Annotated in this window: 30 protein-coding genes and 1 tRNA gene; 16 read left to right on the forward strand and 15 right to left on the reverse strand. The window is 63.9% G+C overall.

Translation table 11 applies throughout. The features are described from left to right. Positions 1–96: 96 nt before the first annotated feature. Positions 97–492, reverse strand: coding sequence for a hypothetical protein (locus ACK3R5_RS11185; protein ID WP_411964131.1), 396 nt, complete (start codon positions 490–492; stop codon positions 97–99). A gap of 51 nt (positions 493–543) precedes the next feature. Then, complete coding sequence (locus ACK3R5_RS11190) at positions 544–1,539, reverse strand: YeiH family protein (protein ID WP_411966999.1); 996 nt, start codon at positions 1,537–1,539, stop codon at positions 544–546. Positions 1,540–1,803: 264 nt separating this feature from the next. Between ACK3R5_RS11190 and ACK3R5_RS11195 the strand changes: the two genes are divergently transcribed. The 4 genes from ACK3R5_RS11195 (at position 1,804) to ACK3R5_RS11210 (ending at position 5,018) form a co-directional block, all read left to right on the forward strand. Further along, complete coding sequence (locus tag ACK3R5_RS11195) at positions 1,804–2,430, forward strand: adenylate kinase (RefSeq protein WP_411967000.1); 627 nt, start codon at positions 1,804–1,806, stop codon at positions 2,428–2,430. Positions 2,431–2,550: 120 nt separating this feature from the next. After that, on the forward strand, positions 2,551–3,471 hold the full coding sequence (locus tag ACK3R5_RS11200) for a DUF106 domain-containing protein (protein WP_411964134.1): 921 nt from the start codon (positions 2,551–2,553) through the stop codon (positions 3,469–3,471). Between the two features lie 96 nt (positions 3,472–3,567). After that, a complete protein-coding gene (gene cmk / locus ACK3R5_RS11205; protein ID WP_411964135.1) occupies positions 3,568–4,146 on the forward strand; it encodes a (d)CMP kinase in 579 nt (192 codons plus the stop codon). Between the two features lie 2 nt (positions 4,147–4,148). Continuing rightward, positions 4,149–5,018 (forward strand): RNA-guided pseudouridylation complex pseudouridine synthase subunit Cbf5, encoded by an 870-nt coding sequence (locus ACK3R5_RS11210; protein WP_411967001.1) that lies wholly within the window; start codon positions 4,149–4,151, stop codon positions 5,016–5,018. Between the two features lie 20 nt (positions 5,019–5,038). Here ACK3R5_RS11210 and ACK3R5_RS11215 read toward each other — a convergent pair whose 3' ends face one another. After that, a complete protein-coding gene (locus ACK3R5_RS11215; protein WP_411967002.1) occupies positions 5,039–5,317 on the reverse strand; it encodes a hypothetical protein in 279 nt (92 codons plus the stop codon). 164 nt (positions 5,318–5,481) lie between these two features. Here ACK3R5_RS11215 and ACK3R5_RS11220 point away from each other — a divergent pair. Then, positions 5,482–5,552: transfer RNA gene (locus ACK3R5_RS11220), tRNA-Pro, on the forward strand. A gap of 686 nt (positions 5,553–6,238) precedes the next feature. Continuing rightward, the gene (locus ACK3R5_RS11225) at positions 6,239–6,517 is read left to right on the forward strand and encodes a hypothetical protein (RefSeq protein ID WP_411967003.1); all 279 of its coding nucleotides are present in this window, start codon (positions 6,239–6,241) and stop codon (positions 6,515–6,517) included. A 56-nt stretch (positions 6,518–6,573) separates the two neighbouring features. Here ACK3R5_RS11225 and ACK3R5_RS11230 read toward each other — a convergent pair whose 3' ends face one another. The 3 genes from ACK3R5_RS11230 to ACK3R5_RS11240 form a co-directional block, all read right to left on the reverse strand. Then, the gene (locus ACK3R5_RS11230) at positions 6,574–7,386 is read right to left on the reverse strand and encodes a hypothetical protein (RefSeq protein WP_411967004.1); all 813 of its coding nucleotides are present in this window, start codon (positions 7,384–7,386) and stop codon (positions 6,574–6,576) included. A 78-nt stretch (positions 7,387–7,464) separates the two neighbouring features. Beyond that, positions 7,465–7,956, reverse strand: coding sequence for an HPP family protein (locus ACK3R5_RS11235; protein ID WP_411967005.1), 492 nt, complete (start codon positions 7,954–7,956; stop codon positions 7,465–7,467). A gap of 58 nt (positions 7,957–8,014) precedes the next feature. Further along, positions 8,015–8,476 carry a hypothetical protein gene (locus ACK3R5_RS11240; protein WP_411964145.1) on the reverse strand — a complete coding sequence of 154 codons (462 nt, stop codon included), beginning with the start codon at positions 8,474–8,476 and terminating at the stop codon, positions 8,015–8,017. A 102-nt stretch (positions 8,477–8,578) separates the two neighbouring features. Here ACK3R5_RS11240 and ACK3R5_RS11245 point away from each other — a divergent pair, with 102 nt between their 5' ends. Beyond that, positions 8,579–9,157 carry a GNAT family N-acetyltransferase gene (locus ACK3R5_RS11245; RefSeq protein ID WP_411967006.1) on the forward strand — a complete coding sequence of 193 codons (579 nt, stop codon included), beginning with the start codon at positions 8,579–8,581 and terminating at the stop codon, positions 9,155–9,157. Here the strand turns inward: ACK3R5_RS11245 and asd are convergent. Further along, positions 9,154–10,188 (reverse strand): aspartate-semialdehyde dehydrogenase, encoded by a 1,035-nt coding sequence (asd, locus tag ACK3R5_RS11250; protein WP_411967007.1) that lies wholly within the window; start codon positions 10,186–10,188, stop codon positions 9,154–9,156. The genes ACK3R5_RS11245 and asd overlap by 4 nt on opposite strands. Before the next feature lie 197 nt (positions 10,189–10,385). Here asd and pccA point away from each other — a divergent pair, with 197 nt between their 5' ends. Continuing rightward, complete coding sequence (gene pccA / locus ACK3R5_RS11255) at positions 10,386–12,179, forward strand: propionyl-CoA carboxylase biotin carboxylase/biotin-carboxyl carrier subunit (RefSeq protein WP_411967008.1); 1,794 nt, start codon at positions 10,386–10,388, stop codon at positions 12,177–12,179. A 57-nt stretch (positions 12,180–12,236) separates the two neighbouring features. Then, the gene (locus ACK3R5_RS11260; RefSeq protein ID WP_411967009.1) at positions 12,237–13,304 is read left to right on the forward strand and encodes a biotin--[acetyl-CoA-carboxylase] ligase; all 1,068 of its coding nucleotides are present in this window, start codon (positions 12,237–12,239) and stop codon (positions 13,302–13,304) included. A gap of 3 nt (positions 13,305–13,307) precedes the next feature. Here the strand turns inward: ACK3R5_RS11260 and ACK3R5_RS11265 are convergent, their stop codons facing one another. From ACK3R5_RS11265 to ACK3R5_RS11290, 6 genes are all read right to left on the reverse strand, one after another. Next, positions 13,308–13,862, reverse strand: a complete 555-nt coding sequence (locus ACK3R5_RS11265; RefSeq protein WP_411967011.1) for a universal stress protein — start codon at positions 13,860–13,862, stop codon at positions 13,308–13,310. A 95-nt stretch (positions 13,863–13,957) separates the two neighbouring features. Further along, entirely contained in the window at positions 13,958–14,971 is a 1,014-nt protein-coding gene (locus ACK3R5_RS11270) for an amidohydrolase family protein (RefSeq protein WP_411967012.1), read from the reverse strand. A gap of 98 nt (positions 14,972–15,069) precedes the next feature. Then, positions 15,070–16,293, reverse strand: a complete 1,224-nt coding sequence (locus ACK3R5_RS11275; protein WP_411967013.1) for an HD domain-containing protein — start codon at positions 16,291–16,293, stop codon at positions 15,070–15,072. Between the two features lie 150 nt (positions 16,294–16,443). Further along, on the reverse strand, positions 16,444–16,842 hold the full coding sequence (locus tag ACK3R5_RS11280) for a DUF5518 domain-containing protein (protein ID WP_411967014.1): 399 nt from the start codon (positions 16,840–16,842) through the stop codon (positions 16,444–16,446). Between the two features lie 171 nt (positions 16,843–17,013). Further along, on the reverse strand, positions 17,014–18,186 hold the full coding sequence (locus tag ACK3R5_RS11285; protein ID WP_411967015.1) for an HD domain-containing protein: 1,173 nt from the start codon (positions 18,184–18,186) through the stop codon (positions 17,014–17,016). Between the two features lie 66 nt (positions 18,187–18,252). Next, positions 18,253–18,861 (reverse strand): hypothetical protein, encoded by a 609-nt coding sequence (locus ACK3R5_RS11290; RefSeq protein WP_411967016.1) that lies wholly within the window; start codon positions 18,859–18,861, stop codon positions 18,253–18,255. A 107-nt stretch (positions 18,862–18,968) separates the two neighbouring features. On the opposite strand from ACK3R5_RS11290, the gene ACK3R5_RS11295 reads away from it, so the two are divergent. The 7 genes from ACK3R5_RS11295 (at position 18,969) to ACK3R5_RS11325 (ending at position 23,541) form a co-directional block, all read left to right on the forward strand. Beyond that, on the forward strand, positions 18,969–19,229 hold the full coding sequence (locus ACK3R5_RS11295) for a hypothetical protein (RefSeq protein ID WP_411967017.1): 261 nt from the start codon (positions 18,969–18,971) through the stop codon (positions 19,227–19,229). Between the two features lie 54 nt (positions 19,230–19,283). Further along, positions 19,284–20,276, forward strand: a complete 993-nt coding sequence (cofD, locus tag ACK3R5_RS11300; RefSeq protein WP_411967018.1) for a 2-phospho-L-lactate transferase — start codon at positions 19,284–19,286, stop codon at positions 20,274–20,276. Further along, a complete protein-coding gene (locus ACK3R5_RS11305; protein ID WP_411967019.1) occupies positions 20,276–21,061 on the forward strand; it encodes a tRNA-dihydrouridine synthase in 786 nt (261 codons plus the stop codon). Before cofD ends, ACK3R5_RS11305 begins: the two co-directional genes overlap by 1 nt. After that, positions 21,058–21,912 (forward strand): triphosphoribosyl-dephospho-CoA synthase, encoded by an 855-nt coding sequence (locus ACK3R5_RS11310; protein WP_411967021.1) that lies wholly within the window; start codon positions 21,058–21,060, stop codon positions 21,910–21,912. Before ACK3R5_RS11305 ends, ACK3R5_RS11310 begins: the two co-directional genes overlap by 4 nt. Next, complete coding sequence (locus ACK3R5_RS11315; protein WP_411967022.1) at positions 21,909–22,556, forward strand: DUF447 domain-containing protein; 648 nt, start codon at positions 21,909–21,911, stop codon at positions 22,554–22,556. The genes ACK3R5_RS11310 and ACK3R5_RS11315 overlap by 4 nt, the downstream gene beginning before the upstream one ends. Positions 22,557–22,580: 24 nt before the next feature. Next, positions 22,581–22,769 (forward strand): 30S ribosomal protein S17e, encoded by a 189-nt coding sequence (locus tag ACK3R5_RS11320; protein ID WP_411964161.1) that lies wholly within the window; start codon positions 22,581–22,583, stop codon positions 22,767–22,769. Positions 22,770–22,872: 103 nt separating this feature from the next. Further along, positions 22,873–23,541 (forward strand): glycerophosphodiester phosphodiesterase, encoded by a 669-nt coding sequence (locus ACK3R5_RS11325; protein ID WP_411967023.1) that lies wholly within the window; start codon positions 22,873–22,875, stop codon positions 23,539–23,541. 6 nt (positions 23,542–23,547) lie between these two features. Here ACK3R5_RS11325 and ACK3R5_RS11330 read toward each other — a convergent pair whose 3' ends face one another. Both ACK3R5_RS11330 and ACK3R5_RS11335 read right to left on the reverse strand, forming a co-directional pair. Next, complete coding sequence (locus ACK3R5_RS11330) at positions 23,548–23,817, reverse strand: acc operon protein (protein WP_411964163.1); 270 nt, start codon at positions 23,815–23,817, stop codon at positions 23,548–23,550. After that, a complete protein-coding gene (locus ACK3R5_RS11335; protein WP_411965821.1) occupies positions 23,814–25,358 on the reverse strand; it encodes an acyl-CoA carboxylase subunit beta in 1,545 nt (514 codons plus the stop codon). Before ACK3R5_RS11335 ends, ACK3R5_RS11330 begins: the two co-directional genes overlap by 4 nt. Positions 25,359–25,484 lie beyond the last annotated feature (126 nt).

A 25,484-nucleotide genomic window follows, 5' to 3' on the forward strand; every position in this document is an offset into this window, starting at 1 on the left:
CCGGCTTGAACGCGAATTGGTATAGAAGTTCGCAAACGTCGCCAACGAGTCGGCGAATTTCGCCGGATAAATGAGACGTTCGTTAATTTCGTCTCCTCAGATGGCGGTGACCCACGCGAGGTACTCTTCTGACCGCCCGTACACTGCCTGAAACGCCCGGTCGACGAACCCCGCCAGCCGGTTCGCGTCCGAGCGCGCACTGATACGCACGTTCGTTCCCTCTGCTTCCTCGGGCGTCTCCAGTTGGTCGATGCGGAACTCGGGGAACTCGTCGAGGAGGCCCTTCAGTCGGTCGAGTTCCTCGTCGGTCACGTCCATGTTGAACGTCCGCTCGGAGAACTGAATCCAGGGACCGGGGTCTTCCCCGTCTATCTCCGGGTCTCGTTCTGCTTCGATGGTGAGGAAGGCGCTCCCACGGTTGCGGTGAGCGACGACGGCGTCGGCAAAGAGTTTTCGACGCTCGCGGGGCGTCTCGGCTTCGAATCTGGTCATAGTCGTGGCTACTGTCGCTCGGTACAAAAACCGCCCGCGTCGCCGTCGGGATCAGACCAACAGGAGCACCGCGCCGAGCGTCACCACACTGATGGTGAGTAACTGCACTGCGAGGACGAAGGCGGGTTTGATACCCGTCTCGCGCATCGCGCCGAGTCGGATATCGAGGCCAAGGCCGACGAAGGCGAGTGCGAACAGGGCGTCGCTGCCGGTGTCGATGGCCGCCAACGCCCCTTGAGAGAACACACCCACGTTCGCGAGGACGGCGACGAAGAGGAATCCGACGAGGAACCCCGGGATACCCTCGAGGATTGCTTTCATCCCCGTCGACTCGGAATCCGCGTATCTGACGGCGTACCAGAGCGCGACGGCACCGAGCATCGAGTTCCGGGCGAGTTTCGTCACCGTCGCCCACTGCCCGGCGACGTCGGAGTGTGCGAATCCGGCGGCCGTGACTGGCCCGGTACTGAACATACTCAACCCGGCCCACACGCCGAACTGCTGTCCCGTGAGGGGGAGCATCTCGCCCGCGACGGGGAAGATGGCGAGGGTAATCGCGTCGAACAACAGGACGGTGGCCACGACGTGGGCGAGTGATTCACCGTCGGCGTCGATGGTTCCCGCGATGGCGGTTGCCGCCGAGACACCGCAGATGCTCGCCCCCGCGGCGAGGAGCGAACTGGTCTTGGCCGTGAGTCCGAACGCTCTGTTCGCGACGACTTCGACGAGTGCGATGCTCGCCGCGACAGTCACGACGACGAGTCCGAGGACCATCGGCCCGGACGCGACGAGTTCGCCGACGGCGATACGCGCACCGAGCAGGACGATACCCGCTTCGAGGAGCAGCGTCCGGGATCTGACGCCGGCGTTCGCCCACTCGGGAACGCCGACGGTGTTGGCGACGATGGCACCGAAGAAGACACCGAGGAGAAGCGCGTTGACGCCAGCGAGCGCACTCGCGACGAGCGTCGCTGCCCCTGCGAGGACGACGAGCAGGACGAGTCCGGGCAGGTACTCCTGCGGGCGAGTCTCTCTCACGTCACTCACTGCCGGGACAGGAGATGTCGGTCAGACTCACTGCGACGAGAGACGAAACACACATCGAGTAAAGAGACGCGTGATGTGCCGTTGAACGTATCGTTCTGTGTCGGTGAAATAGGCGAATATCTCCGACAATCTACCGCTTGTGAAAGAATCTCACACAAATCTGTGCCAAGAGAAGGTATTTGTTACCGGTTTCTCGGTCTGGGATACTCGCATATCTGGGTTGGTATCTTCAACACTATATGCTCTCGCTGGATGATAGTCGATATGGGCAAGCGCATCCTCCTGCTCGGCGCTCCTGGCGCGGGCAAGGGCACGCAGTCGAAGCGACTCGCCGAGAAGTACGACATCGACCACGTTACGACCGGTGACGCGCTTCGCGCGAACAAGGACATGGAAACCGAGTACGGCACGCCTCGGTCCTTCATGGAGAAAGGAGAACTCGTTCCCGACGCAGTCGTCAACGAAATCGTCCGGGCCGCACTCGAAGACGCAGACGGGTACGTCCTCGACGGCTATCCGCGGAACCTCTCGCAGGCGGAGTATCTCACCGAGATTACTGACCTCGACGCCGTCCTCTACCTGAAGGTGGCCGAGGGCGAACTCGTCGAGCGACTCACCGGCCGACGTGTCTGTTCCGAGTGCGGAACCAACTTCCACGTCAAGTTCAACCAACCGGACGAAGAAGGCGTCTGTGACGAATGTGGTGGCGAACTCGCCCAGCGCGACGACGACACCGAAGAGACCGTTCGCGAGCGTCTCTCCGTCTTCGAAGAGAACACCGCGCCGGTCATCGAGCACTACCGCGACGAGGGCGTCCTCGTCGAAATCGACGGCGAACAGACGCCCGACGACGTGTTCGAGGATATCGTTGCAGTCCTCGACGACGCGTAATCGCTCCACGGATTCGACTTTTTTCGCGCCGCTGTCGGGTCGGACGCCACGTCTGCAGTCGTGCGTGCTCTCGTCCGCAGAGTAAAACCTTGATAACGGGCGGTTGCTAAGGGGTCGGTAATGGCACGAATCGAATCTAAGGTGCGTGACCTCGTCGGTTCGGACTCCGGCATGCGCGCCGCCGTCGAAACCGTCCTCGAACGGGCGGACGACGGCGAAGTCGAGTGGGCCGACGTCCGCGACGAGCTCACGAGCGGCCAGTGGGGCCGTCTCATCGAGAAAGGAATTCTCGTCGACGGCGACGAAGGCTTCCGACTCGCAGACGTGGCGGCGACCCGCTCCGGCCTCGAAGACGACGACTCGTCGTCTGTCTCGTCCTCGTCGTCTTCCTCGTCTACCGATACTGGTGACTCCTCGTGGTCGAAGTACGACAAAGGGGCGGCAGTCGTGACTGTCGGCCTCTTCCTCGGCTACTCTGTCGCCGAGGTGCGCAACGTCATCGGCGGGATTATGGACGTCGCACTCGGTCCGCTGGCCGAGATGCTACCGTTCTACGCCGTCGTGATGGTCCTCGCACTCGCCACGGGTCTGTACTCCACGCTCCTGCAGGCGAACCTCATGGACATGGACAAGATGGCCGTCTACCAGGAGCGGATGAAGGACATCCAGAAGCGACAGAAAGAAGCACGCGCGAACGACGACGACGCGGCACTCGAACAGATTCAAGAAGAACAGATGGAAGCGATGGGCGACCAGATGGGCATGTTCAAAGAGCAGTTCCGCCCGATGGTCTGGATTATGTTCCTCACCATCCCGGTGTTCCTCTGGATGTACTGGGCCATCGGCGTCGGCGGCGCGAACGCCCAGCCACACGTCTCGCTCGAACCCCTCGTGCTCCCGCTCGTCGGGGAAGTCGCGTGGAAAGACGGCGTCATCGGCCCGATGCAGGCGTGGATTGTCTGGTACTTCCTCTGCTCGATGGGCTTCACCCAGATTATCCGCAAAGGGCTCAACATCGACATGACGCCCTCCACCTCGTAAGCCCACGTCTCGTCTCCTCCTCGACCGGCGTGAGAAGCCCCCACAGGGGCCGTCGCCAACGATAACCTCTTTTAGGCAACCCCACGGAGCATGGATATGTTACTGACTGTCTCCGGGCCACCGGGCAGCGGAAAGAGCACGACGGCCGCCGCCCTCGCCGCAGCGTTCGACCTTGAACACATCAGCGGCGGCGACATCTTCCGTCAACTCGCCGCCGAGCGCGACATGTCCGCCGTCGAGTTCAACAAACTCGCCGAGGAAGACGACCAAATCGACCGTGACCTCGACCGTCGCCTCCGCTCTATCGCAGTCGAACGCGACGACGTCCTTCTCGAATCCCGACTCGCTGGCTGGCTTGCAGGTGACGAAGCTGACCTTCGGTTCTGGCTCGACGCCCCCGTCGCTGTCCGCGCCGAGCGTATCGCCGACCGGGAGGAAAAGCCCGTAGACGTCGCGCGCGAAGAGACTGTTACTCGCGAGGCCAGCGAGGCGAAGCGATACAAGGAATACTACAACATCGACTTTTCGGACCTCTCTATCTACGACATCTCGCTGAACACCGCCCGGTGGGGGGAGAGCGAAGTCACCGAAATCATCACGTCGGCCGTCGAGGCCTACGACCCTGACGACGACGAAGGCAAGTATCCCATCGAAGGCGTCCGCTACGACTTCTGACCATGCTCCGCACCCCACCCGAAGACCGAAGCGTCGACGAACTCCTCTCGTTCGGCGTCGTCAACCTCGACAAACCACCGGGGCCGTCGGCCCACCAGGTGACCGGGTGGGTCCGCGATATGGCCGACGTCGGCCGGGCCGCCCACTCGGGAACGCTCGACCCGAAGGTGACTGGCTGTCTCCCGATTCTCCTCGACGACGCGACTCGCATGGCGCAGGTGTTCCTCGAAGGCTCGAAAGAGTACGTCTCGGTGCTCGAACTTCACGGCCCGGCACCCGCCGACATCGAATCGACCGTCGCGGAGTTCGAGACCAAACTCTACCAGAAGCCACCTCGGAAGTCGGCCGTCTCGCGTCGCCTCCGCGTCCGCGAGATTTACGACCTCGACCTGCTCGAAGTGAAGGACCGACAGGCCCTCCTCCGCATCCGCTGTGAGTCGGGCACCTACGTCCGCAAACTCTGTCACGACCTGGGCCTCGCACTCGGCACGGGTGCCCACATGGGCCACCTGCGCCGAACCGCGACAGACCCCTTCGACGACTCGGACCTCGTGGACCTCCACGACCTGAAAGACGCCCTCGTCTTCGCCGAGGAGGGCGACGAATCGTGGATTCGTGACCTCGTCTTCCCGGCCGAACGCGCACTGACGCACCTCCCGTCGGTCACCATCGCCAACAGCGCCGCCCGCGAAGTCGCGAACGGCGCTCCAGTCTACGCTCCCGGCGTGTTCGACGTGGACGCCGACGCATCCCGCGGTGACCTCGTCGCCTGTTACACCGAAAATGGGTCGGCCGTCTGTCTCGGCGAACTCGTCGGCGACGCGAACGCCGAATCTGGTGTCGTCGTCTCGTTAGAACGCGTGTTGGTCTAATAGACGACCGTCTCGAACCCTCACTTCCGTCTTTTCTCTGCTTCCGAGAGTGTCTCGGCTTGCTCGTTGACCGACCGTACTGCACGGTCGGCCTCCGCCTTGTCGAGGTCGTAGACGTACCGCCACGACGCGAGTGGGTAGCCGTGTGATTCCTCTGGTCTGCGTTCCGGTGGCGGTGCCTCGTCGTCGGTTCGGAGGGTCCACCACCGGATGCCGCCGATTGCCAGCGCCGTGACGAGGAGTGCGGCCGTCAGACCGTAGAGCAGGTCGAACGGGACGCCACCGAGCGGACTCGACATACGGTTGTCAATTGTCCGGCGAGGAGTATAGGCGTATTCCCAGTCACAGTTTGCGGGGGCGCTCACACGCTCAACGTGCGATTTCGTCGCACGCCAGACCGTCGCGCTCCGACGACGAAACGAAGGGCTTAACCGCAAGACACGCATCGCTTTGAATGCACCCTGGGACCGTGGGGTAGTGGTATCCTCTGCCGATGGGGTCGGTAGGACCTGAGTTCGACTCTCAGCGGTCCCACTCCACCTTTTTCCTCGTTGGGTTTCCTCACGAGCCTTCGGCTCGTTGCGGGAACCCGCCTCGCAAAAATCTGGACCAAAAAGGGCCGCGAGGACTCGCTTCGCTCGCCTCGCGGTACAATATCTGTATTCGATACCGAGCCGTGAGTCCGTCAGGACTCCGGCGAGAATCCAACTGCGTCGAGTGAATTCGTCACAGCGCTGAGCGTCGAGCCCGGAAGTCGCAGCCGACGAGCGAAGCGAGGAGGACCGTCTTCCGACGTTCGACTCTCAGCGGTCCCACTCCACCTTTTTACTTCGTCAACTGTCGCTCTCTGAGCGACAGTCTCCTCGCAAAAATCTGTATTCGTGAGCGTCAGCGAACGAATGCTCGTGAGACGCCTCGCGTCTCACGGTGGAGCAAAAAGGGCCGCGAGGTCTCGCCTCGCGGTGCAGCATCGGCTACAGCCGTTAGGAGTCCTACCCTCCGGTCTTCCTACAACTCCCCGTCAGGTAGTTGCACCATTCACATGATTTTTTATCTCAGCCACTAAGCAGAGTCCATCGGCCGCGTAGGTTTGTTCGAGCGGACTGACGCGGCCGATTCTACTACCTTCGACACGCGGTGAGCGACGCCTCGACCAACCGAACTCCGATTCCGTCGTCTCTAAGAGGAAAATTTATCGTGAGGTGATTGGATGGCGTGCCATGGGCACCCCCGGAATCGAACAGACTGTCGAACAAATCGCTGAAACCTACGAATTCGAAGTCCACGACGTGCAGGAATCTGACGACACACTCGTCATCGAGCAAGACGGGTTCGACGAGACGCGATTCGCGATGACGTCGGCACTCCTGTTCGACAGGTACGACGCCGACTTCGAGCACATCGAAGTTCGCCTCCTCGACAGTGACGAGACGAAGCGCGTCAGCAGACACGAGTTACAGGATTCGTTCCACCGGCTTTCCTCCGTCGTCGAGAACTAGTTCCGACAGACGAGTCGTCCGCAGTCACCACGTTCGCGAACGGAGCGCGGAGCGATTCAGTAGGTTACAGTTCCTTCTTCGCGGGCGTCGTCGAGCCAATCGGGGTCAGGCACGTCAGTCGACCCGAGCGCAGTAAGTTCGAACTGCCACTCGGCAGAGACGCGTTCGCCAGATTCGGTCTCACCGAGGAGTTCCCACCCCGACGAGCGAGCGATTCCGTCCTCGTCCACGAGGACCACGAGCGTGAAGTCGGTGATAGTTACGTTCTGGTCGGTTCCGAACGTCCCTGCACCGTACTGTCGCCAGAGCATCGGGTCGGTGTACTCGTACCGCTGGACGGTGACGCCGTCGAACGTCTCGGTGCCGACGAGGGTGGCGTCTTCGAAGTCTTCGTACCCGAAGGACGCACCACGGGCGAGGGCGTATTCGAGTTGGTTGTCTTCAGAGGGGAAGACCTGATAGACCACGTCGTTTCCGTCGCCGAACCGGGTGTAACTCATCCCGTCGGCGATGAACCGTTCGTAGCTCGCCCCTTCGCCGTCACCAGTGATGGTGAACGCCTCACTCGTTCGGTTCGCGTCGAGGTCGACGTAGTAGGCGTTGGTGAACGTCGATTCTTGCCCCTCGGAATCGACGAGACGGAAGGACCACGTGCTCGTGAAACTGCCAGCGGAACGGAGGGCGGCAGTCGCGTCGTCGACGACGAAGTCGTCGGTATCACCCATATCGCCCGTACCACCGTCGGACCCACCGGACCCGCCGGACGACCCGCCGCTGGGAGTCGCCGTCGTACTATCGGTCGGTGCACCCGCGCACCCCGCGAGGACGAGGAGGAACGCCACCAAAACTGTGAGAATCTGTGTTCGCATAATCACGTCTACAACGTCACATAATGGCTTAACTTCGCTGCGCGACAGCGTCGCACGGTACAGATGCCGAGTGGCACGTCAGTTGCCGAAGGAGGCTGTCGGTCGGTTCACGACTGCGGACGCGCCGACGAGGAGCACCACACTCAGGACGATGATGCCCACCTCGGTGACAGACGAGAGCAAACCGAGTGAGACGATGAGTGTCGTCGCACACGCCGGGGCGTGGACGGTGTCAGTAGCGACCATTCCCCAACTCGTGGCGACGACAGAGAGGAGGCCACTGGCGACGAGACGGAGTCCGCCGAGCGAAAACGGCGGTGGTGTCGCGGTGAGTACCACGCCGGACGCGACGAAGGCGTACGCGAGGAAGCCAGCGACTGCGCCGACGACGTGGCTTCCGACGACACGGTACCCACTGGGTCTGTCGTCGGGGCGTGCGAACGCGAGGGCGAACGCCGAGGGGCCGAGACTGGGGAAGACGAACGCTCTGCCCGTCACCCACGCGACGAGTCCGAGGACGGCAAACAGGAGTCCAGCGGAGAGCGCAGTCTCGATACCTCGGCGTCCCATACCCAACCCTCCACAGGCCGACACGCAAAATGGTGTCTACTCGTGACCGTCTCCCCGTTCAGTAGTCACGCCTGAAATGTGCGACAGCAGCACCGGCGAGGCCAGTAACTGCGTAGTCGACACCACGGACGACGGACGTGTACAGCGCGCTGAGGACGAACGTCGGTTCGGTCCCTGTCACGGGAGTGAGAAAGGCGACGACTGGCAGATATCCGACGAATGTCGTGACACCACCAGCGACACCGAATACGGCGGCGAGTGTGGCGAATTCGGACGGGACGTCGGCGCGTCCGGCGGCCCAGTAGCCCACGAGGAAGAGCAGGACTGGCGAGAGCACGAACGAGAGGACGCTCGTCGCCGCCACCAGCAAGCCAATCGACGACGACGTGGGCGCGCCAGACAGTCCAATCGCTCCGGGATGCCGGTTCAGGAGCGTCGGGAGGAACTGGTTTGCGGCAGTCAGGACGCCACCGAGCAATCCGAGGAGGGTGACAACGAGTCCAATCGAGCGGGTTTGCATCGGCCAAACCAAGTCGTGACAGAGTGATAGAACTTTTTCTCGGCGAGACCGTATGTCCCGCGGTAACGGTAGTTGAAGTCAATTCGCGGTGATATTCCTCCTATGCCCGGGGCCGTATTTATCGAAGGAGAGAAAGTCCAACTCCGGACAGTCGAGACGGACGATATCGACTTCCTCCACAAACTGGTCAACGACCCTGAAGTTCGACGCGGTATCGCCGCCGTCGACCCGGTTACGAAGGGAAACGAACGCGAGTGGGTCGAATCTCGCGGCGAGAGCGACGACATCAACTTCGTCATCTGCTACGACGGTAACTCGGTGGGGACGATTGGCCTCAAACCGCCAGACCTCATCGCGGGGACAGTCGAAGTCGGGTACATCGTCTCTCCGACCAACTGGGGAGAAGGGTACGCGACAGACGCCGTTCGGGCCATCTGCGACTACGCATTCGGAGAGCGGCGGATGAACAAAGTGTACGCCAAGGCGTTCGAGACGAACCCGGCGTCGTCCAGAGTGTTAGAGAAGGCCGGATTCACACGAGAGGGTGTCCTCCGCGAGGAGGGGTTCGTCGACGGCGAGCACGTGGACGTGTTCAGGTACGGTCTGCTCGTCGACGAGTGGCGGGACGGAACCGACGACGCCGACGGGGCCGAACGCGAGAAGAAGAAGTGGTTTAGTTAAATCCAGCCCTCTTGAACGAGGAGTTCGCCGTTGAGGACGGAGGCACCTGCCGCGCCGCGAATCGTGTTGTGAGCGAGGCAGTTGTACTTCACGCCGTTGGGCGTCTCTTGGACTGCACCGGCCGAGATTTGCATGCCGTCGCCACGGTCACGGTCGAGGCGAGGTTGCGGGCGGTAGTTGTCGTCGAAGACGTGGATGAGTTGTTCGGGTGCGCTCGGGAGGTCCACACCGGGGTACTCCCGCATCGCCGCTTTGACGTCTTCGTCCGAGGCGTCGTCTGCGAGGTCCACGAAGACGCTCTCCAGGTGGCCATCGAGCGTCGGGATACGGTTACAAGAGGCGTTGACCTCGGCGTCGTGGAGGCTGAGTTCCGCGCCGTCGAACGAACCGAGGAGTTTGCGCGACTCGGTCTCCATCTTCTCTTCTTCGCCGCCGATGTGCGGGATGGCGTTGTCGATAATCTCCATCGACGTGACGCCGTCGTAGCCTGCACCGGAGACGGCCTGCAGGGTCGTCACGTGGACTCGGTCGAGGCCGAACTGGTCGAGTGCGGCGAGCGTCGGCACCATCGTGATGGTCGAACAGTTCGGGTTCTTCACGAGTGCGCCGTCCCATCCTCGTTCGTCGCGCTGGACCTCGATGAGGTCCAGGTGGCCGGGGTTAATCTCCGGAATCGTCAGCGGTACGTCGGGTGCCATCCGGTCGTTCGACGAGTTCGACGAGACGACGTATCCGTCGTCGAGGAACTTCGGTTCGACGTCTGCGGCGACGGAGGAAGGAAGCGACGAGAAGAGAAGGTCGATATCGTCGGGGACGTCCGCGGGGTCCGTTCGACCGACTTCCATCTCGGCGACGTGGTCCGGGATGGGCGAATTGACGCGCCACTTCGCCGCTTCGTCGTACCGCTTGCCCGCACTGGACTCACTCGCGGTCAACGCTGCGAGTTCGAACGTGGGGTGGTCTTCGAGAAGCTGGATGAATCGCTGTCCTACTGCACCGGTTGCGCCGAGAATTCCGACTCGTACTGCCATTAACCGTGTCTTAGTGTATCACACGCATAAGGCCGTTTGGATTCGAGCCGATATTCTCCCCGAAAATTGGGAATAAACTACCACTTGACGGGTTCTATCACGGTCGAATACGTAACTCGGCAATCGTCGAACAGAATACCGACGCCTGTTGAGGAAACCGATAGAATAAGGTGGAGTTCCCTGAAAGACTACCGCAAATGTTCAGCAAGGTTCTCGTCGCCAACCGAGGCGAGATCGCAGTACGCGTCATGCGTGCATGCGAGGAGTTAGGAGTCCGGACTGTCGCCGTCTACAGTGAAGCGGACAAACACGGCGGGCACGTACGATACGCCGACGAGGCGTACAACATCGGTCCCGCTCGCGCTGCCGACTCCTATCTCGACCACGAGTCGGTCATCGAGGCGGCCCGGAAGGCCGGTGCCGACGCCATCCACCCCGGTTACGGATTCCTCGCGGAGAACGCGACGTTCGCCCGCAAAGTCGAGGAGTCAGAGTTCAAGTGGATTGGCCCGTCGGCGGACGCGATGGAGCGACTCGGGGAGAAGACGAAGGCGCGGTCACTCATGCAGGACGCCGACGTTCCGGTCGTCCCCGGAACGACCGAACCCGCCGAGTCCGCCGCGGACGTGAAAGCCGTCGCAGACGACTACGGCTACCCGGTCGCTATCAAGGCCGAAGGTGGCGGTGGCGGCCGCGGTCTGAAAGTGGTCCACTCCGAAGACGAAGTCGACGAGCAGTTCGAGACGGCCAAACGCGAGGGTGAAGCCTACTTCGACAACGCGTCCGTCTACGTCGAGAAGTACCTCGAAGCCCCACGCCACATCGAGGTGCAGATTCTGGCCGACGAACACGGCAACGTCCGCCACCTCGGCGAGCGTGACTGCTCGCTCCAGCGCCGTCACCAGAAGGTCATCGAGGAGGCACCGTCGCCCGCACTCGACGCGGACCTGCGCGAGCAAATCGGTGAGGCCGCACGCCGCGGCGTCCGCGCCGCCGACTACACCAACGCCGGGACGGTGGAGTTCCTCGTCGAAGACGGCGAGTTCTACTTCATGGAGGTCAACACGCGGATTCAGGTCGAACACACGGTCACGGAGGAAGTGACGGGTCTCGACGTGGTGAAGTGGCAGATTCGCGTCGCCGCCGGCGAGGAACTCGACTTTTCGCAGGACGACGTCGAAATCGACGGCCACTCGATGGAGTTCCGTATCAACGCGGAAGCGCCGGAGAAGGACTTCGCGCCCGCGACGGGCACGCTCACGACCTACGACCCACCGGGCGGCATCGGCGTCCGCATGGACGACGCCGTCCGACAGGGCGACGAAATCGGTGGCGACTACGACTCGATGATTGCGAAACTCATCGTCACCGGGTCGGACCGCACGGAAGTGCTCGCGCGTGCCGAACGCGCCCTCGCCGAGTTCGATATCGAAGGGCTTCGGACGGTCATCCCGTTCCACCGCCTGATGCTGACCGACGAAGCGTTCCGCGAGGGGACGCACACGACGAAGTACCTCGACGAGGTGCTCGACCGTGACCGCATCGAAGCGGCCGTCGAGCGCTGGGCCCCCGACGCGGTCACCGGAAACGACGACGACGAAGAGGTCACCGAACGGACGTTCTCCGTCGAAGTCAACGGCAAGCGCTTCGAGGTCAGTCTCGAAGAACGCGGCGCACCCGCCATCCCGGTCGGTGGGGCCGCAGCATCCTCCAAGCCGTCGACTCCGCGCAAGCGCCGCGACGACGGCGACGACGACCAGCAGATTATCGAAGGTGACGGCGAGTCTGTCACCGCCGAGATGCAGGGGACCATCCTCGCCGTCGAGGTGGCGGAGGGCGACGACGTCGAACCCGGCGACACCGTCTGTGTGCTCGAAGCGATGAAGATGGAAAACGACGTGGTGACAGAGCGCGGTGGCACCGTCTCACAGGTCCTCGTCGCCGAGGGCGACAGCGTCGACATGGGCGACGTGCTCGTCGTCATCGAGTAGTCTCCTCGCCAGTCGAGAACCGCGACGCTCTTTTCCCGTCCCGAAGTAGCCGACTCCATGAGCGACACGCGACGCGTCCTCCTCGCCGCACTCGCCGAGGGCCCCGTCTCCGGTCCCGAACTCGCGGAGCGTCTCGGCGTCTCCCGCGCCGCCGTCTGGAAACACGTCGAGTCACTCCGAGACGACGGGTTCGGCGTCGAGAGCACCGACGAGGGGTACGTCGTGACCGACGTCCCGGAGTACGGCGGCCCGGCAATCGAGTACGGACTGGCAGTCGACTACGACGTCGAGTTCCACGAGACACTCACCTCTACGAACGACCGGGCCCGCGAACTCGCTTCTGAGGGTGCGAGCGACGTCGTCGTCGTCGCCCGCGAACAGTCCGCCAGCAGAGGGCGCAAAGACCGTGAGTGGTCCTCGCCCGACGGCGGTGTCTGGATGAGTGTTCTCGTCAGGCCGGACGAACCGCCGGCGTTCGCGCCGTTGTTCACGCTGGCGATGGCCGTCGCGGTGTGTGACGCGGCGCGAGAAGCAGGGGTGGATGCGAGTATCAAGTGGCCGAACGATGTCATCGTGAGTCGCCCGCCGTGGCGGGCGACGAGCGATGGCTCATCTGACTCGGGAGAGTCAGATGTAGTCCCCGCGAGCGAAGCGAGCGGGGGTCCGTCTGCAGAAGCAGACGCGTCCAACACAGAACAGCTACCCCACCCCTACCGCAAACTCTGTGGCATCCTCACCGAGATGGAGGGCGAAGCGGACCGCGTCTCGTGGATGGTCATCGGTGCCGGCATCAACGTCAACGTCGACCCGCAGACACTCCCCGAGGGGGCGACGAGCGTCGCCGCGGAAGCATCGGCCGTCGAACGTCGGGTCTTCGTCCAGCGAGTGCTCGAACGATTTGACGAACTCAGAACGGACCTCGACAGCGTGCTCCCGGCGTGGCGCGAACGAGCAGACACGCTCGGGAGACGCGTTCGCGTCCACACCGCCGGTGGCGTCGTCGAAGGCGACGCAGTCGACGTCGAACACCCCGGCACGCTCGTCGTCCGGACCGACGAGGGTGAGACGCGCGTCCACGCCGGTGACTGTGAGCACCTGCGTCCCACGACCGAAGAGCGTCGCTGAGAACTATTCTTCGCCGTCCGCCGTCGCCGTCGCGTCCGCCGGCGCGTCGCTGTCGGCAGGCGACTCCGCGGCGGCGTCGTTCGTCGCTTCGCTCGTGACGTCTGTCCCGTCTTCGTCACCGCCTTCGATGCGGACGGTCAACACCGGCACCGACGACGCGCGAACGACTTTCTCGGCGACGGACCCGAGGAGGAGTCTGTCGATTCCGCCGCGCCCGTGTGTCCCCATCACGATGAGGTCACACTCGCCGCGTTCGGCGAACTCGACGATCTCCCGACTCGGCGTCCCTTCGAGGACGTGCGTCTCTACGGGCACCCCTTCGTGTTCGGCCGCCCGTTCGACCAGTTCGAGGGCCGCCTCCGCGTCGGAGCGCAACAGGTCGTCGAGTCCCTCCCACGAGGACTCCATCGGGAGGCCAGCGAAACTCCCGGCGTTGACGACGTACACGCCGTGCAGTTCGGCACCGTGAACTGCGGCGAGTGCGGCGGCGTGGGTCGCGACCCGATTCGACCCGTCGGACCCGTCGATTGGAACGATGATTCGGTCGTACAGCACCATGACACTTGTTCACATATTACCACCGCTGGTAATAACACTTTGTGACAGAGGGAATACTTCGAGAATAGCGACGACGGAGTCCCGTTCGTGCCGACTCAGAGATAGACGTCTTTCACGTCGGCGAGGCCAGCGCGGCGGACGACGGCGCGAACCACGTCCTGGACGCCAGCGAGGTTGTCGGAGTCGCCGTCGAGGACGAGCAACTTCGCATCCCGGCCTTCTTCGACGAGTCCGTAGTTCAGACCGGCGATATCCGCGCCGTTGATTGTCGCCATCCGAAGCACTTCGGCCGCGGGCACGTCGGCGAGTTTCGACGTGAACTCCATCTCGCGGAACATCGAGGGACTGTTCAGCATCACGTTGTCCGTCCCGAGCGCGACAGTCGTGCGTTGGGTGAGTTCTCGAATCGAGGGGACGCCGACGTTGGTGACGAGGTTCGACCGTGGACAGACCACGATTGGAATCTCGCTGTCTTCGACGCGTTCGAGATGAACCGACTCGGCGTGGACCATGTGGACGAGGAAGTCCGGGTGGAGGTCCAACGCGGGGTTGATGTCGAGAGCGTCGCGCTCACCGGCGTGGATACCGAACAGTTTGCCAGCCTCCTCGGTGGCGGTTCGGAGCGCGCCGAACTCGGCGTCTCTCGCCCCGGACGCACCGAACCCGTCTGCGATTTCCATCGCGTCTGCCGTCTCACGGCCCAGGACGACTGCCTCGATGTCGCGGCCATCGAGCGCCTGTCGGATGACGTCGACGCCCTCGACGCCACCCTCGCGGAATTCGATACAGGCGGCGGTTCCGCCCTGTTCCATCATGCGAAGCGAACGGGCCATCGCGGCCACCTTCTCGTCGGTACTCGCCGCCCGGAGGAGACGGTGTTTCAGGCCGTCCGGTGGGGCGACCAGTTCGTCGAGCGAGAGGCCGCCACCCGCTTCCTTGGCGATAGAGTCGCCGAGGTGGGTGTGTGCGTTGACGAACGCCGGGAGGATGACGTCCGTCGAGTCGGTTTCGGCTTCTTCGATAGCGGTTATCGTCCCGTCCTCGACGACGACCCGTCCCTCCACTGGTTCGAACTCACGGCCGCGGAGTACGGTTCCCTCGAGTTGCATCGCTCTGGAATCGTGGTGCCCACTGCTTGAACCTCTCGTCTCGGAACGACCGGCGAGACGGGAAGCCGACGCCCGTTCAGCGACGGAACGGCACAGCGTTACTCGAACTCGTCGAGCGTCGTGTTGAGGTTCCGTCGCACTTCGGAGACGAGTGCGCCGTCGACGTCGAGTCCGAGGACGTCCACGGCAGCACGTCCGACACGGTCCGTCTCCCCCCGTGGCGCGTAGACGCCCAGTCGCCACTGCTGTCCCTGTGCGGTCCGCAAGGCTTGCACGAGCGGCGACTCGCGTTCTAACTGTCGAATCTCGCCGTTGACCATCACCCGGGAAGACGACTCGGTCATCGACGGGCGCGGCGGGACGTCGAGGATGACCGACTCGGTGGGGACGTCCGCCCTGTCTGCAATCTCTCGTTCGAAGTCGGCCAGTGCCGTGTGGTCGTCGTCGATGACAGAACCGGGAACGTCCGGGATTTCGGCCCAGACGGCCCGTTTGTAGAGGCTTCGGGTTGCGAGGCGCTCGGCGAAATCGCCGGTCGAAGGGGTGCGTCTGAGCGCGACCAGCAGGTCGTAGTCGTCCATGCGCCGGAGTTCGTGGGCGTCGATGTCCGGTTCTTCGAGCAGTCGCTCCGACGCCCGTCGAAGCATCGCCTTCGAGATGCGAGCGACGTGGTGTTGGTAGACAGTCGGGTTCATCAGCGCCCGTGCGAGCAACAGCGACTCCGCCGTCTGGACGTTCCCTTCCGCGAGGACGAGTTCGCCGTCGACGAAGGCGAGTTCGCGAATCAGACGCTCGTGGTCGATAGTGCCGTAGGGGACGCCCGTGTGGTGGGCGTCGCGGACGAGGTAGTCCATCCGGTCGACGTCGAGTTCCCCCGACACCAGTTGGCCGAACTCGCCGTCGCCTGCGACGAGGTCCGCGACGCGCGTCGGGTCGAGGCCGTGGTTTTCGAGCGTCTCTCCGATGGTTCCGCTCGTGACGAGTCCGGTGACGTCGTCGTGGTACTTCCCGGTGTGTCTGTGGGTCACGTCCTCGATGTTGTGGCTGTACGGGCCGTGACCGACGTCGTGGAGGAGGGCCGCCGCTTCGACGTGCGCGGCGGCGTCGCCCTCGATGCCGAGGTGAGAGAGTGCGCGGGAGGCGAGATGGTAGACGCCGAGGCTGTGTTCGAATCGGGTGTGATTCGCAGAGGGGTAGACGAGTTGGACCGTCCCCAACTGCTTGATACGCCGAAGGCGCTGCATCTCCGGCGTGTCGAGGAGGGCCTCGGCCGCGCCCTCGACCTCGATGTGGTCGTGGACGCTGTCCTTGATGGTCGTCATGGTGGCCCCTTCGGCCGTCATCGGGTAAAAAGGGTCGGCTGGATGAGGGGAACTGCCGAGCGAGGGCACTCTCTACGAAACGACATCAAAAACGGTCAGGAGGGCGTCCCGTGGCCGGCGCGTAGCTGGCTCGTGCGGTGCGTCGTTGGATTACGCAGTCGGGCGTCCCGCAGCGTCGCCGCGGCCACGGTGGACGTATCCACCGACGATGCCACCGATAGCACCGGGGATGCCGGCGACGAAGATGAGCACGAGCAATCCGAGGCCCGCGCCGAGGCCGAAGATGCCTGCGACGAGCGTTCCGATGACGGTCAAGACGATGCCGACGATGAGCGCACCGATTACCGTCGCGAGTGCGCCGTGGGTCGCATCACTCATCGTGGACCGATTGTTGTAGTATCCGGCGACACCACCCGCGATGAGTCCGGCAAGCCCTGCCCCGATGACCGGCAGCGCGAAGTCTGTAAACGGGACGACGAACCCGCTGAGCAGCCCGAGGAGGATTTGGGTACCAAAGCCGTACAGGACGGCACGCCAGTTGATTGCCATAGGAAATTGAACAACCCGTGAGAGAATAAAAACCTCAGACAGATAGCAAGAAAATACGAGAATTCTGGACGTGTTTTCTGAACATCAAGCTTCGCGTGACGTCTTCGTGGCCAGATTGGCCACACTCGGTACCCTTCGAAACCGGTGGTGAGCGCCGTCCACTGGAACACGTCACCGAGTCATCGTCACGTGTATCGGCACGTCGAGAACGTCCACAGCGGCGGCGGCAACCTCGTCTCGAACCGCCTCGGGTGCGTAGACGCCCAGTCGCCACTGCGAGCGTTCTGCCGAGCGAAGCGCCCCAACCAGTTCTGAGGCGTCTTCGAGACGGCGGACGACGCCGTCGACGACGACCCGTGACCGCGACTCTTTGATACGTGGTCGTGGCGGCGCATCGACGATGACCGACTCCTGTGGAACGTCGGCGACGGCGGCGATTTCCCGTTCTACCGACCGTGTCGCTTCGTAATCGAGTTCGGTCACGTCCGTCGGTACCGAATCGAGCGACGCCCACACCGCTCGTTTGTACAGGTTGCGACTCTCGATGCGCCGGCCGAGTTCCGGGACGCGTTCGCCGAGGGCGACGAGCAAGTCGTGGTCGGCCATCCGGACGAACTCCCCGATTGGCAGGCCGTCTTCGAGCAGTCGCTCGGAGGCGCGTTCGAGCATCGCACCCGCGATACGCGAGACGTGGTGTCTGTAGACGGTTCCGTTCATGAGTGCCCGGGCGAGCAACAGTGACTCCGCCGTCTGGACGTTCCCCTCCGCGAGGACGAGTTTCCCGTCTCGGTAGCGGAGTTCACGGACGAGTCGCCCGTGGTCGATAGTGCCGTAGGGGACGCCCGTGTGGTGAGCGTCGCGGACGAGGTAGTCCATCCGGTCGACGTCGAGTTCCCCCGACACCAGTTGGCCGACCGGTCCCTCTCCGGCGACGATATCGGCCACTCGTGACGGTGAGAGTCCGTGTGTTTCGAGCACGTCTCCGACCCGCGTGCCGTCTAGTAGATGGCCTATTTCGTCGTGGTCACGGCCGGTTCGGCGGCGAATCAGGTCTTCGGTCTGGTGGCCGTACGGACCGTGGCCGATGTCGTGGAGGAGGGCGGCGGCGCGGACGTGAGCAGCACGGTCACCGCCGATGTCGAGATGCGAGAGCGCCTGCGAGGCGAGGTGGTAGACGCCGAGACTGTGTTCGAACCGGGTGTGACTCGCGGAGGGATAGACGAGACGCACCGTCGAGAGTTGTTTGATGTGTCGAAGGCGCTGGAACTCGGGTGTATCGACGAGTTCGGCGGCCACCGGGTCGAGCGAGATGTAGTCGTGGACGCTGTCTTTGACCGCGGTCATACCGACGCTTGGGCGACGAGTGTCAAATATCCCGACCGTTCATCTCGGGGAGAGTCTCCGTCGACGTCATCGGCCGTGTTCGAACTGTGCGACGACTTGTTCGGCCGTCGTGTTGGCTACCGAGTCGAGCAGGTGGGACCGGTAGGCCGGGCGTGAGACCACACCCGTCGCCGAGTCGGTGACAGTCGCGTCGAGCGACCCGGCGATGTCCGGGCCACTCGTCGAGTTGAATACGAGCGGTTCGTCCGAGAGGCTTGCCTCGATGTGGTCACCGTGGCCATTGGCGTCGAACGCGGCACGCCACGTTACCGACCCAGAGGGGACGACGGGGTTCCACCGCGGGTTCCACTCGTCGACGACGACGACGACGACGGCCTGGTCATACGAGTCACGTTCGGCCGTCGGTTCGAGGGTTATCCCCTCCCGCTGGAAGGCGGCGACGAGTTCCGCCGTCAGGTCGTCGCGGATGGCGTCGGGGGCGTCGACGACGAGATACCCGTCGGTGACGGGTGGGAGCGACTCGACGTTCGTCGCACCGGAGGTGGCAGTCGTCTCGGCCGACGTTTGGAAGGTGGCCGCCTGAAAGTCGGCGAGGAGGAAGCCACTGCTGATGGCCGCGAGAACGACGACGACAGCGACGACGAGGACGCGAGGGGAGGGCGAGGACCGTGACATAATCCAAATCGGTTGGCTGACGAGATAATCGTACTGTGAACCGTGTTATCTCGTGGGAGGGAACCGGGGGCACAACCCGTTTACTGCGGCCCTCCGAAGCGACTCACATGGGCATCAAATCCGCACTCGGAAACGCGGTTGGGTTCGCCTTGCTCGTCGTCGCGGCAGGTGCACTGCTCAACGCGGTGTATCTCGTCGGGGTGAGTGTGCTCTCTGGGGTCACCGGTCCCCGCATCGCGGCCATCGTGTTCTCGCTCGGACTGACGGTGACCGCCGGATTCGTCGGCTACTTCGTCAGAAAAACCGTCGCGGGGCAGGTGATGCCCTCGTCGTTCGACGTCTCTGTCGCGTACCGTGGCGGACGCTGAACGCCCACTGCCGAGGAGGGAACTTTCAAACCGACACTCCTCTTACGGCCGGGCATGGTAACCTTCCTCGCCGGGGGCACGGGTACCCCCAAACTCCTCGCTGGCGCAGGCGAGGTGTTCGACCCCACCGAGACGACAGTCGTCGCCAACACGGGCGACGACGTGGAACTCGGTGGCCACCTCGTCTGCCCGGACGTGGACACGGTCCTCTTCTCCGAAGGCGGCGTCCTCGATACCGACCGCTGGTGGGGTATCGACGGCGACACCACCGAAACCGACGACGAACTCCACCGCCTCGCGGACGCGGCGGGACTCGACGCCGGCCCGCGATATCTCCCCGACCACGCCCAGACCACCGGGCGCGACATCGCCCGCTGGCGGCGCTTTTCCGGCGTCGCGGAGTTCATGGAAATCGGTGACCGCGACAGGGCAGTCCACATCACGCGCACCTCGCTTCTGGACGAAGGGCACACGCTCACCGAAGTCACTCGAACACTCGCCGACGCGTTCGGCCTCGACGTCTCACTGCTCCCGATGAGCGACGACCCCGTGGCGACGCTCGTCCACACCGACGAGGGGACGATGCACTTCCAGGAGTACTGGGTTCACCGCCGTGCCGAACCCCAGGTCCGCGACGTGGAGTTCCGCGGTGCCGACGACGCACACCTCACCGACGCCGTCGCCGACGCCCTCTCCGACCCCGTCGTCGTGGGCCCGTCGAATCCGGTCACGAGTATCGGCCCGATGCTTGCCCTCGACGGATTCGCGGACGCACTCGAAGCGACGCCTGTCGTCGCCGTCTCGCCGTTCGTCGAAGATACCGTCTTCTCCGGCCCTGCGGCGGACCTCATGCGAGGTGTCGGCTACGATGCTTCGACGGCGGGCGTCGCCGATGCCTACCCCTTCGCGGACGCGTTCGTCCTCGACGACGCCGACGGGACGGACCTCGACTGTCCAGTCGTCCGAACCGACACCCGAATCGACGGCCCAGACGACGCCGCACGAGTCGCTCGTGCCGTCGAGGCGGCGCTCGCGGAGGTGACGTGATGTTCGACCCTCGTGTCGCCGTCGCGAGTCTCAGCGGTGAGTCGGACGCCGAGTGGGCGAGACACGCCGCCCCCCACGTCGGCGCGGCGTTCCTCGGCGGTGTCGCACTCGACGAACCTGCACAGGAGGCCGCACGTGCGCTCGTCGCCCGCGGACGCTCTGAGTTCCTCACCGACGACCCACTCGCCTTCGTCGAGGAACAACTCGTCGCACTCGCTGACACGGACGTCTTCGCGGCCGTCAACGTCCGCTCGACCACTGTCGACCCGATTCGCGACGTGGCAGTGCTCTGTGCCGACCACGACGCTGGCGTCGAGATAAACGCCCACTGCCGACAGGACGAACTCTGTGCGGTCGGATGCGGTGAGACGCTCCTCCGGGATACCGACCGACTCGTCGAGTACGTCACCACGGCGGCCGACTCCGAGGCACCCGTCGGCGTCAAAGTACGCGCCGAAGTCGACGGCGTCTCTCTCTCCGACCTCGCACCGAAACTCGCTGACGCTGGCGCGTCGTGGCTCCACGTCGATGCGATGGACACAGAGTCCGTGATTTCCGATATCGTCGCCGCCGCACCCGACCTGTTCGTCGTCGCGAACAACGGCGTCCGTGGCCGAGAGACGGCACACGAGTATCTCCGGTACGGTGCGGACGCTGTCAGTGTCGGCCGGCCGAGTGACGACCCGGTGGTGCTCCGGCGTGTCAGAGCGGCAGTCGACGAGTGGTTCGACGGCGACGCTACGGACCCGTCCCGTGACGCAGGACGCGAGGTGCCACACCGATGACGACACCAGTCTCTGACCGTGGTTTCGGCCCGGCACGTCACGCCGAACTCGCGTTGCTCCTCGAAGTCGCGGGAACCCCCAAACCGGGCAACGTCGACCGGCGACGTGACCTCTCGGACCTGCACTTCGAACACTTCCTGACCGGCGCAGTCGGGTCTGCACCGGGACTCCGACTCGCCGAAGAGGGCACAGCGGTCGGCACGGCGTTCGAGACTGCCGTCGAAGGGATGAGCAAGCAGGGCGGTGGCAACACGCAGTTCGGGTGTCTCCTCCTGTTGGTTCCACTCGTCCGGGCGGCGGCGACCGGTGACCTCTCGCCCGACGGTGTGTCCGACGTGGTTCGTTCGACCACCGTCGACGACGCGGTGTCGTTCTACCGCGCGTTCGAACACGTCGACGTCGCCGTCGGCGACCCACCCGAAGATGCGCCTGCCCTCGACGTACGCAGAGGAGCAGATGCCGAGTCCGCCCTGCGCGAGCAGTCGCTCACCCTCTTCGACGTGATGGAACTCAGCGCCGAGCGAGACGCCAACGCCCGCGAGTGGACCGGTGGGTTCGAGCGCACGTTCCGCGCCGCCGACGCGATTCTCGGCGACGAAGGGCCGGTCACCGACCGTGTCGCACGGGCGTTCCTCGACTTGCTCACCGAGGAACCGGACACGCTCGTCGTGACGAACCACGGCGAGGATGTCGCTCGCGACGTGATGGACCGCGCCGCCGGCGTCTCGGACTTGCAGGAGGCAGACGAACTGGCCGAGTCGTTCGTCGCCGAGGGTATCAATCCCGGAACGACCGCAGATATCGTCTGTGCGGCCACCTTCGTCGCACTGGAACGAGGAGTGCCGCTGTGAGCGACGAACACGGCGACGTGGAGTCCAACGACGGTACCGAGTGGCCGGTCGAACTCCGCGGTGTCACCGAATCCGTAGTCGCCACGCTCGGCCCGAACGACCGATGGAATCTGGCAGCACTCGGCCTCCACGCCCCCGAGTCTCCCGACGCCGCAGTGACTGCGACAACGTGGGGAAACACCCGGACGCGCCGAAACTTCCACCGGCAGGGAGGCGGCGTCGTTCAGTTCGTCTCCGACCCGCGGGAGTTCGTCGAGGCGGCGATGACTATCTACGAGGCGGACGCACCGGTCCTCGACGCGGCAGACGCGTGGGCCGAAGTGAGAGCCGAGATGGTCGAATCAGGAGACGACGAAGGGACACACTGGGAGCGGTGGGAACTTCACCCCGTCGACGCCGGCGTCGAGCAGACGCGTCCGTTCACCATCAACCGCGGGTTCGGTGCCGTCGTCGACGCGACTGTCGCCGCCTCTCGTCTCGACGTCCCCGCATTCGACACCGACGAACTGCTCGACAGACTCGCGTACTTCGCTGCGACAGTCGAAAAGTGCGGTGGCCCAAGAGAGCGCGAAGCGTTCGCACGAATCGACGAGGTGGTCGGGTGGCGCGAACGGGCCTCGCAAAGACGGAACGAATCGTTTTAGTGTTCGTCGGGGGAATTCTGGCATATGGCAATCAAGCCCAAGTACGTCAAGCAACTTGGTAACATCCTGCTGGAGCGATACCCGCAGGCGTTCAACACGGACTTCGAGACGAACAAGGACAGCGTCAGCGAACTGACCACGGTGGAGTCAAAGAGCGTCCGTAACCGCATCGCCGGTTACATCACCCGAAAGAAAGGCAGTCAGGCCGCGTAAATTCGAAGCAGACGATTCTCTCTGCGACCACTCTTCTCCACCCGCGGCGGGAGCGGTAGCGCCGGCGAGTGAGTTTTCACGTGCAACCTCGTGACCCACGAGTATGCGCGTCATCGGCCACCGTGGATGCCCCGCACTCGCGCCGGAGAACACGCTGTCGGCCTTTCGAGCGGCCGCAGAGCACCTCGACTGGGTCGAACTCGACGTGCGGCGGTGCGGGAGCGGCGAACTCGTCGTCTTCCACGACGAGACACTCGAACGACTGACCGAGGCCACCGGCCGAGTCGGCGACACGAGACTCACGGACCTGCGCGCGCTCCGCGTCGGTGACTCCGAGGAGTCGATTCCGACGCTCACAGAGGTGTTCGAGACACTTCCCGACGACGTCGCTGTCAACGTCGAACTGAAGGAATCGGGGCTGGCGGCGGACCTCGCGGATATCGTCGCCGAGACTCGACACGAGGTTCTCGTCTCGTCGTTCGACGCCGACGCACTCCGGGAGGTTCGAGAGCAGACTGACCTTCCCGTCGCGTATCTCTGTTCTACCGACTGGGACGACGCCCTTCGCGTCGCGGGGGAACTCGGATGTACTGTACTCCACCCGCACTACGACCTGCTGTCTGCGGAACGCGTGGCCGAGGCCCACGACGCTGGGTTCGAACTGAACGCGTGGACCGTCCCCGACAGCGAGACAGTCGAGCGACTCCGCGGGTGGGGTGTGGATGGTGTCATCGTCGACGACCCGTCAGTCGTCAGCGAAGAACGGAACTAGGGGAGATTAGAACCGGTCGGTTCGGCCGGATGCGGCCCACGCGTTCGTCGGTGCCCCAGAGGGGACGCGACGACTGCACCCGGTGACCGAATGGAGTCGGCCGGCGTACTGCCAGCGCTTTTCGTTCCACGTCTCGTCGCCGTCGTCCGCGGCGGCGGCAGCAGCAGCGACCTGCTGGTCGTGGAGGTGTGCGCCGACGGCGGCGGCGATGGCCGCGGCCTCTTCTGGGTCTGCGTCGTCGGGAATCGACAGTCCCGAGAGCAGGTCCTCGGTCATAGCGGGATGTTCCCGTGTTTCTTGTCCGGTTGGGACTTCCGCTTGGAGTTCAGCATCGTGAGGTCCGCGATGAGTCGCTTGCGCGTCTCGCCGGGTTCGACCACGTCGTCGACGAACCCGCGGTCCGCGGCGGTGTAGGGGTTGGCGAACTCCTCGCGGTACTCCTCGATGAGTTCGTCGCGGCGGGCGTCCGGGTCGTCTGCCGCGTCCAGTTCGTCGCGGTAGAGGATGTTGACCGCACCCTGCGGGCCCATGACCGCGATTTCGGCGGTCGGCCACGCGTAGTTCACGTCAGCACCGAGGTGCTTCGAGGCCATGACGTCGTAGGCACCGCCGTAGGCCTTGCGGGTGATGACCGTCATGAGCGGCACCGTCGCTTCCGAGTAGGCGTAGAGGAGTTTCGCGCCGTGGCGGATGATGCCGTTGTGCTCCTGGTCGGTTCCGGGGAGGAATCCGGGCACGTCGACGAACGTCAGGATGGGGATGTTGAAGGAGTCACAGAAGCGGATGAACCGTGCGGCCTTCTCCGAGGCTTCGATGTCGAGCGTTCCGGCGTTCACGCGGGGTTGGTTCGCGACGAGTCCGACCGAGTGGCCATCGAGGCGGCCGAATCCGACGACGATGTTCTTCGCGAAGTCCGGTTGGACTTCGAAGAACGACCCTTCGTCGAGGACCCCACCGAGCACGTCGTGCATGTCGTAGGGTTTCTTCGGTTGGTCGGGGACGATTTCCGCGAGGTGGTCGTCGACACGGTCCGGGTCGTCCCACGGGTCGACTCGCGGCGGGTCTTCGACGTTGTTCTGCGGGAGATACGAGAGGAGATAGCGGATGTCGTCGAGCGCCTGTTCTTCGGTGTCGGTGGCGAAGTGTGCGACACCGCTCGTCGAGGTGTGCGTCGTCGCGCCACCGAGTTCGTCGAAGGTGACTTCCTCGCCGGTGACCGTCTTGATGACGTCCGGGCCGGTGATGAACATGTGGCTGGTGTCGCGGACCATGAAGGTGAAGTCCGTCAGCGCAGGGGAGTAGACGGCACCGCCCGCACAGGGACCCATAATCGCAGAAATCTGTGGGATGACGCCGGACGCTTCGGTGTTTCGACGGAAGATTTCGCCGAATCCACCGAGCGACTGGACGCCCTCTTGGATTCGTGCGCCGGCGGAGTCGTTCAGGCCGATGACCGGCGCCCCGACTTCCATCGCCTTGTCCATCACCTTACAGACCTTCTCGGCGAAGACTTCACCGAGCGACCCACCGAAGACGGTGAAGTCGTGGGCGAAGACGAAGACGGTTCGGCCGTCGACTTCACCGTACCCGGTGACGACACCGTCGCCGGGGAGTTTCTTCTCTTCCATTCCGAACTTGTGGTTTTGGTGGGTTCGGAACTGGTCGAACTCCTGGAAGGTGCCGTCGTCGAGGAAGTAATCGACTCGCTCGCGGGCGGTCATCTTGCCCTTGTCGTGTTGAGAGGCGATTCGGTCCTCGCCACCACCCTTGAGGGCACGTTCGCGTTTCTCTCGGAGTTCGTCGATGCGGTCCTCCATCGTCATGCCAGACCACCGTCGCTCATTGACTCGTCGGTGCGCAGTCTGGGGTCAAAGGAGTTCCGCAATCCGGCAACCCTTACTTCGACAGTCGTCGAATAACGTACCGAAAAATCGTCTCAGTTA

The organism is Haloferax sp. YSSS75 (genome assembly GCF_046764215.1).
Taxonomy (GTDB): Archaea; Halobacteriota; Halobacteria; order Halobacteriales; family Haloferacaceae; genus Haloferax.

Excerpts from the sequence above, each read along its gene's own strand:
- cmk (WP_411964135.1), top strand. The coding sequence starts at position 3,568 with ATGTTACTGACTGTCTCCGGGCCACCGGGCAGCGGAAAGAGCACGACG.
- ACK3R5_RS11285 (WP_411967015.1), bottom strand. The coding sequence starts at position 18,186 with ATGACCGCGGTCAAAGACAGCGTCCACGACTACATCTCGCTCGACCCG.
- ACK3R5_RS11225 (WP_411967003.1), top strand. The coding sequence starts at position 6,239 with ATGGGCACCCCCGGAATCGAACAGACTGTCGAACAAATCGCTGAAACC.
- ACK3R5_RS11270 (WP_411967012.1), bottom strand. The coding sequence starts at position 14,971 with ATGCAACTCGAGGGAACCGTACTCCGCGGCCGTGAGTTCGAACCAGTG.
- ACK3R5_RS11330 (WP_411964163.1), bottom strand. The coding sequence starts at position 23,817 with ATGACCGAGGACCTGCTCTCGGGACTGTCGATTCCCGACGACGCAGAC.
- cofD (WP_411967018.1), top strand. The coding sequence starts at position 19,284 with ATGGTAACCTTCCTCGCCGGGGGCACGGGTACCCCCAAACTCCTCGCT.
- ACK3R5_RS11260 (WP_411967009.1), top strand. The coding sequence starts at position 12,237 with ATGAGCGACACGCGACGCGTCCTCCTCGCCGCACTCGCCGAGGGCCCC.
- ACK3R5_RS11275 (WP_411967013.1), bottom strand. The coding sequence starts at position 16,293 with ATGACGACCATCAAGGACAGCGTCCACGACCACATCGAGGTCGAGGGC.
- ACK3R5_RS11240 (WP_411964145.1), bottom strand. The coding sequence starts at position 8,476 with ATGCAAACCCGCTCGATTGGACTCGTTGTCACCCTCCTCGGATTGCTC.
- ACK3R5_RS11320 (WP_411964161.1), top strand. The coding sequence starts at position 22,581 with ATGGCAATCAAGCCCAAGTACGTCAAGCAACTTGGTAACATCCTGCTG.
- ACK3R5_RS11245 (WP_411967006.1), top strand. The coding sequence starts at position 8,579 with ATGCCCGGGGCCGTATTTATCGAAGGAGAGAAAGTCCAACTCCGGACA.
- ACK3R5_RS11265 (WP_411967011.1), bottom strand. The coding sequence starts at position 13,862 with ATGGTGCTGTACGACCGAATCATCGTTCCAATCGACGGGTCCGACGGG.
- ACK3R5_RS11200 (WP_411964134.1), top strand. The coding sequence starts at position 2,551 with ATGGCACGAATCGAATCTAAGGTGCGTGACCTCGTCGGTTCGGACTCC.
- pccA (WP_411967008.1), top strand. The coding sequence starts at position 10,386 with ATGTTCAGCAAGGTTCTCGTCGCCAACCGAGGCGAGATCGCAGTACGC.
- ACK3R5_RS11295 (WP_411967017.1), top strand. The coding sequence starts at position 18,969 with ATGGGCATCAAATCCGCACTCGGAAACGCGGTTGGGTTCGCCTTGCTC.
- ACK3R5_RS11230 (WP_411967004.1), bottom strand. The coding sequence starts at position 7,386 with ATGCGAACACAGATTCTCACAGTTTTGGTGGCGTTCCTCCTCGTCCTC.
- ACK3R5_RS11280 (WP_411967014.1), bottom strand. The coding sequence starts at position 16,842 with ATGGCAATCAACTGGCGTGCCGTCCTGTACGGCTTTGGTACCCAAATC.
- ACK3R5_RS11290 (WP_411967016.1), bottom strand. The coding sequence starts at position 18,861 with ATGTCACGGTCCTCGCCCTCCCCTCGCGTCCTCGTCGTCGCTGTCGTC.
- ACK3R5_RS11185 (WP_411964131.1), bottom strand. The coding sequence starts at position 492 with ATGACCAGATTCGAAGCCGAGACGCCCCGCGAGCGTCGAAAACTCTTT.
- ACK3R5_RS11235 (WP_411967005.1), bottom strand. The coding sequence starts at position 7,956 with ATGGGACGCCGAGGTATCGAGACTGCGCTCTCCGCTGGACTCCTGTTT.
- asd (WP_411967007.1), bottom strand. The coding sequence starts at position 10,188 with ATGGCAGTACGAGTCGGAATTCTCGGCGCAACCGGTGCAGTAGGACAG.
- ACK3R5_RS11335 (WP_411965821.1), bottom strand. The coding sequence starts at position 25,358 with ATGGAGGACCGCATCGACGAACTCCGAGAGAAACGCGAACGTGCCCTC.
- ACK3R5_RS11325 (WP_411967023.1), top strand. The coding sequence starts at position 22,873 with ATGCGCGTCATCGGCCACCGTGGATGCCCCGCACTCGCGCCGGAGAAC.
- ACK3R5_RS11195 (WP_411967000.1), top strand. The coding sequence starts at position 1,804 with ATGGGCAAGCGCATCCTCCTGCTCGGCGCTCCTGGCGCGGGCAAGGGC.
- ACK3R5_RS11310 (WP_411967021.1), top strand. The coding sequence starts at position 21,058 with ATGACGACACCAGTCTCTGACCGTGGTTTCGGCCCGGCACGTCACGCC.
- ACK3R5_RS11215 (WP_411967002.1), bottom strand. The coding sequence starts at position 5,317 with ATGTCGAGTCCGCTCGGTGGCGTCCCGTTCGACCTGCTCTACGGTCTG.
- ACK3R5_RS11305 (WP_411967019.1), top strand. The coding sequence starts at position 20,276 with ATGTTCGACCCTCGTGTCGCCGTCGCGAGTCTCAGCGGTGAGTCGGAC.
- ACK3R5_RS11210 (WP_411967001.1), top strand. The coding sequence starts at position 4,149 with ATGCTCCGCACCCCACCCGAAGACCGAAGCGTCGACGAACTCCTCTCG.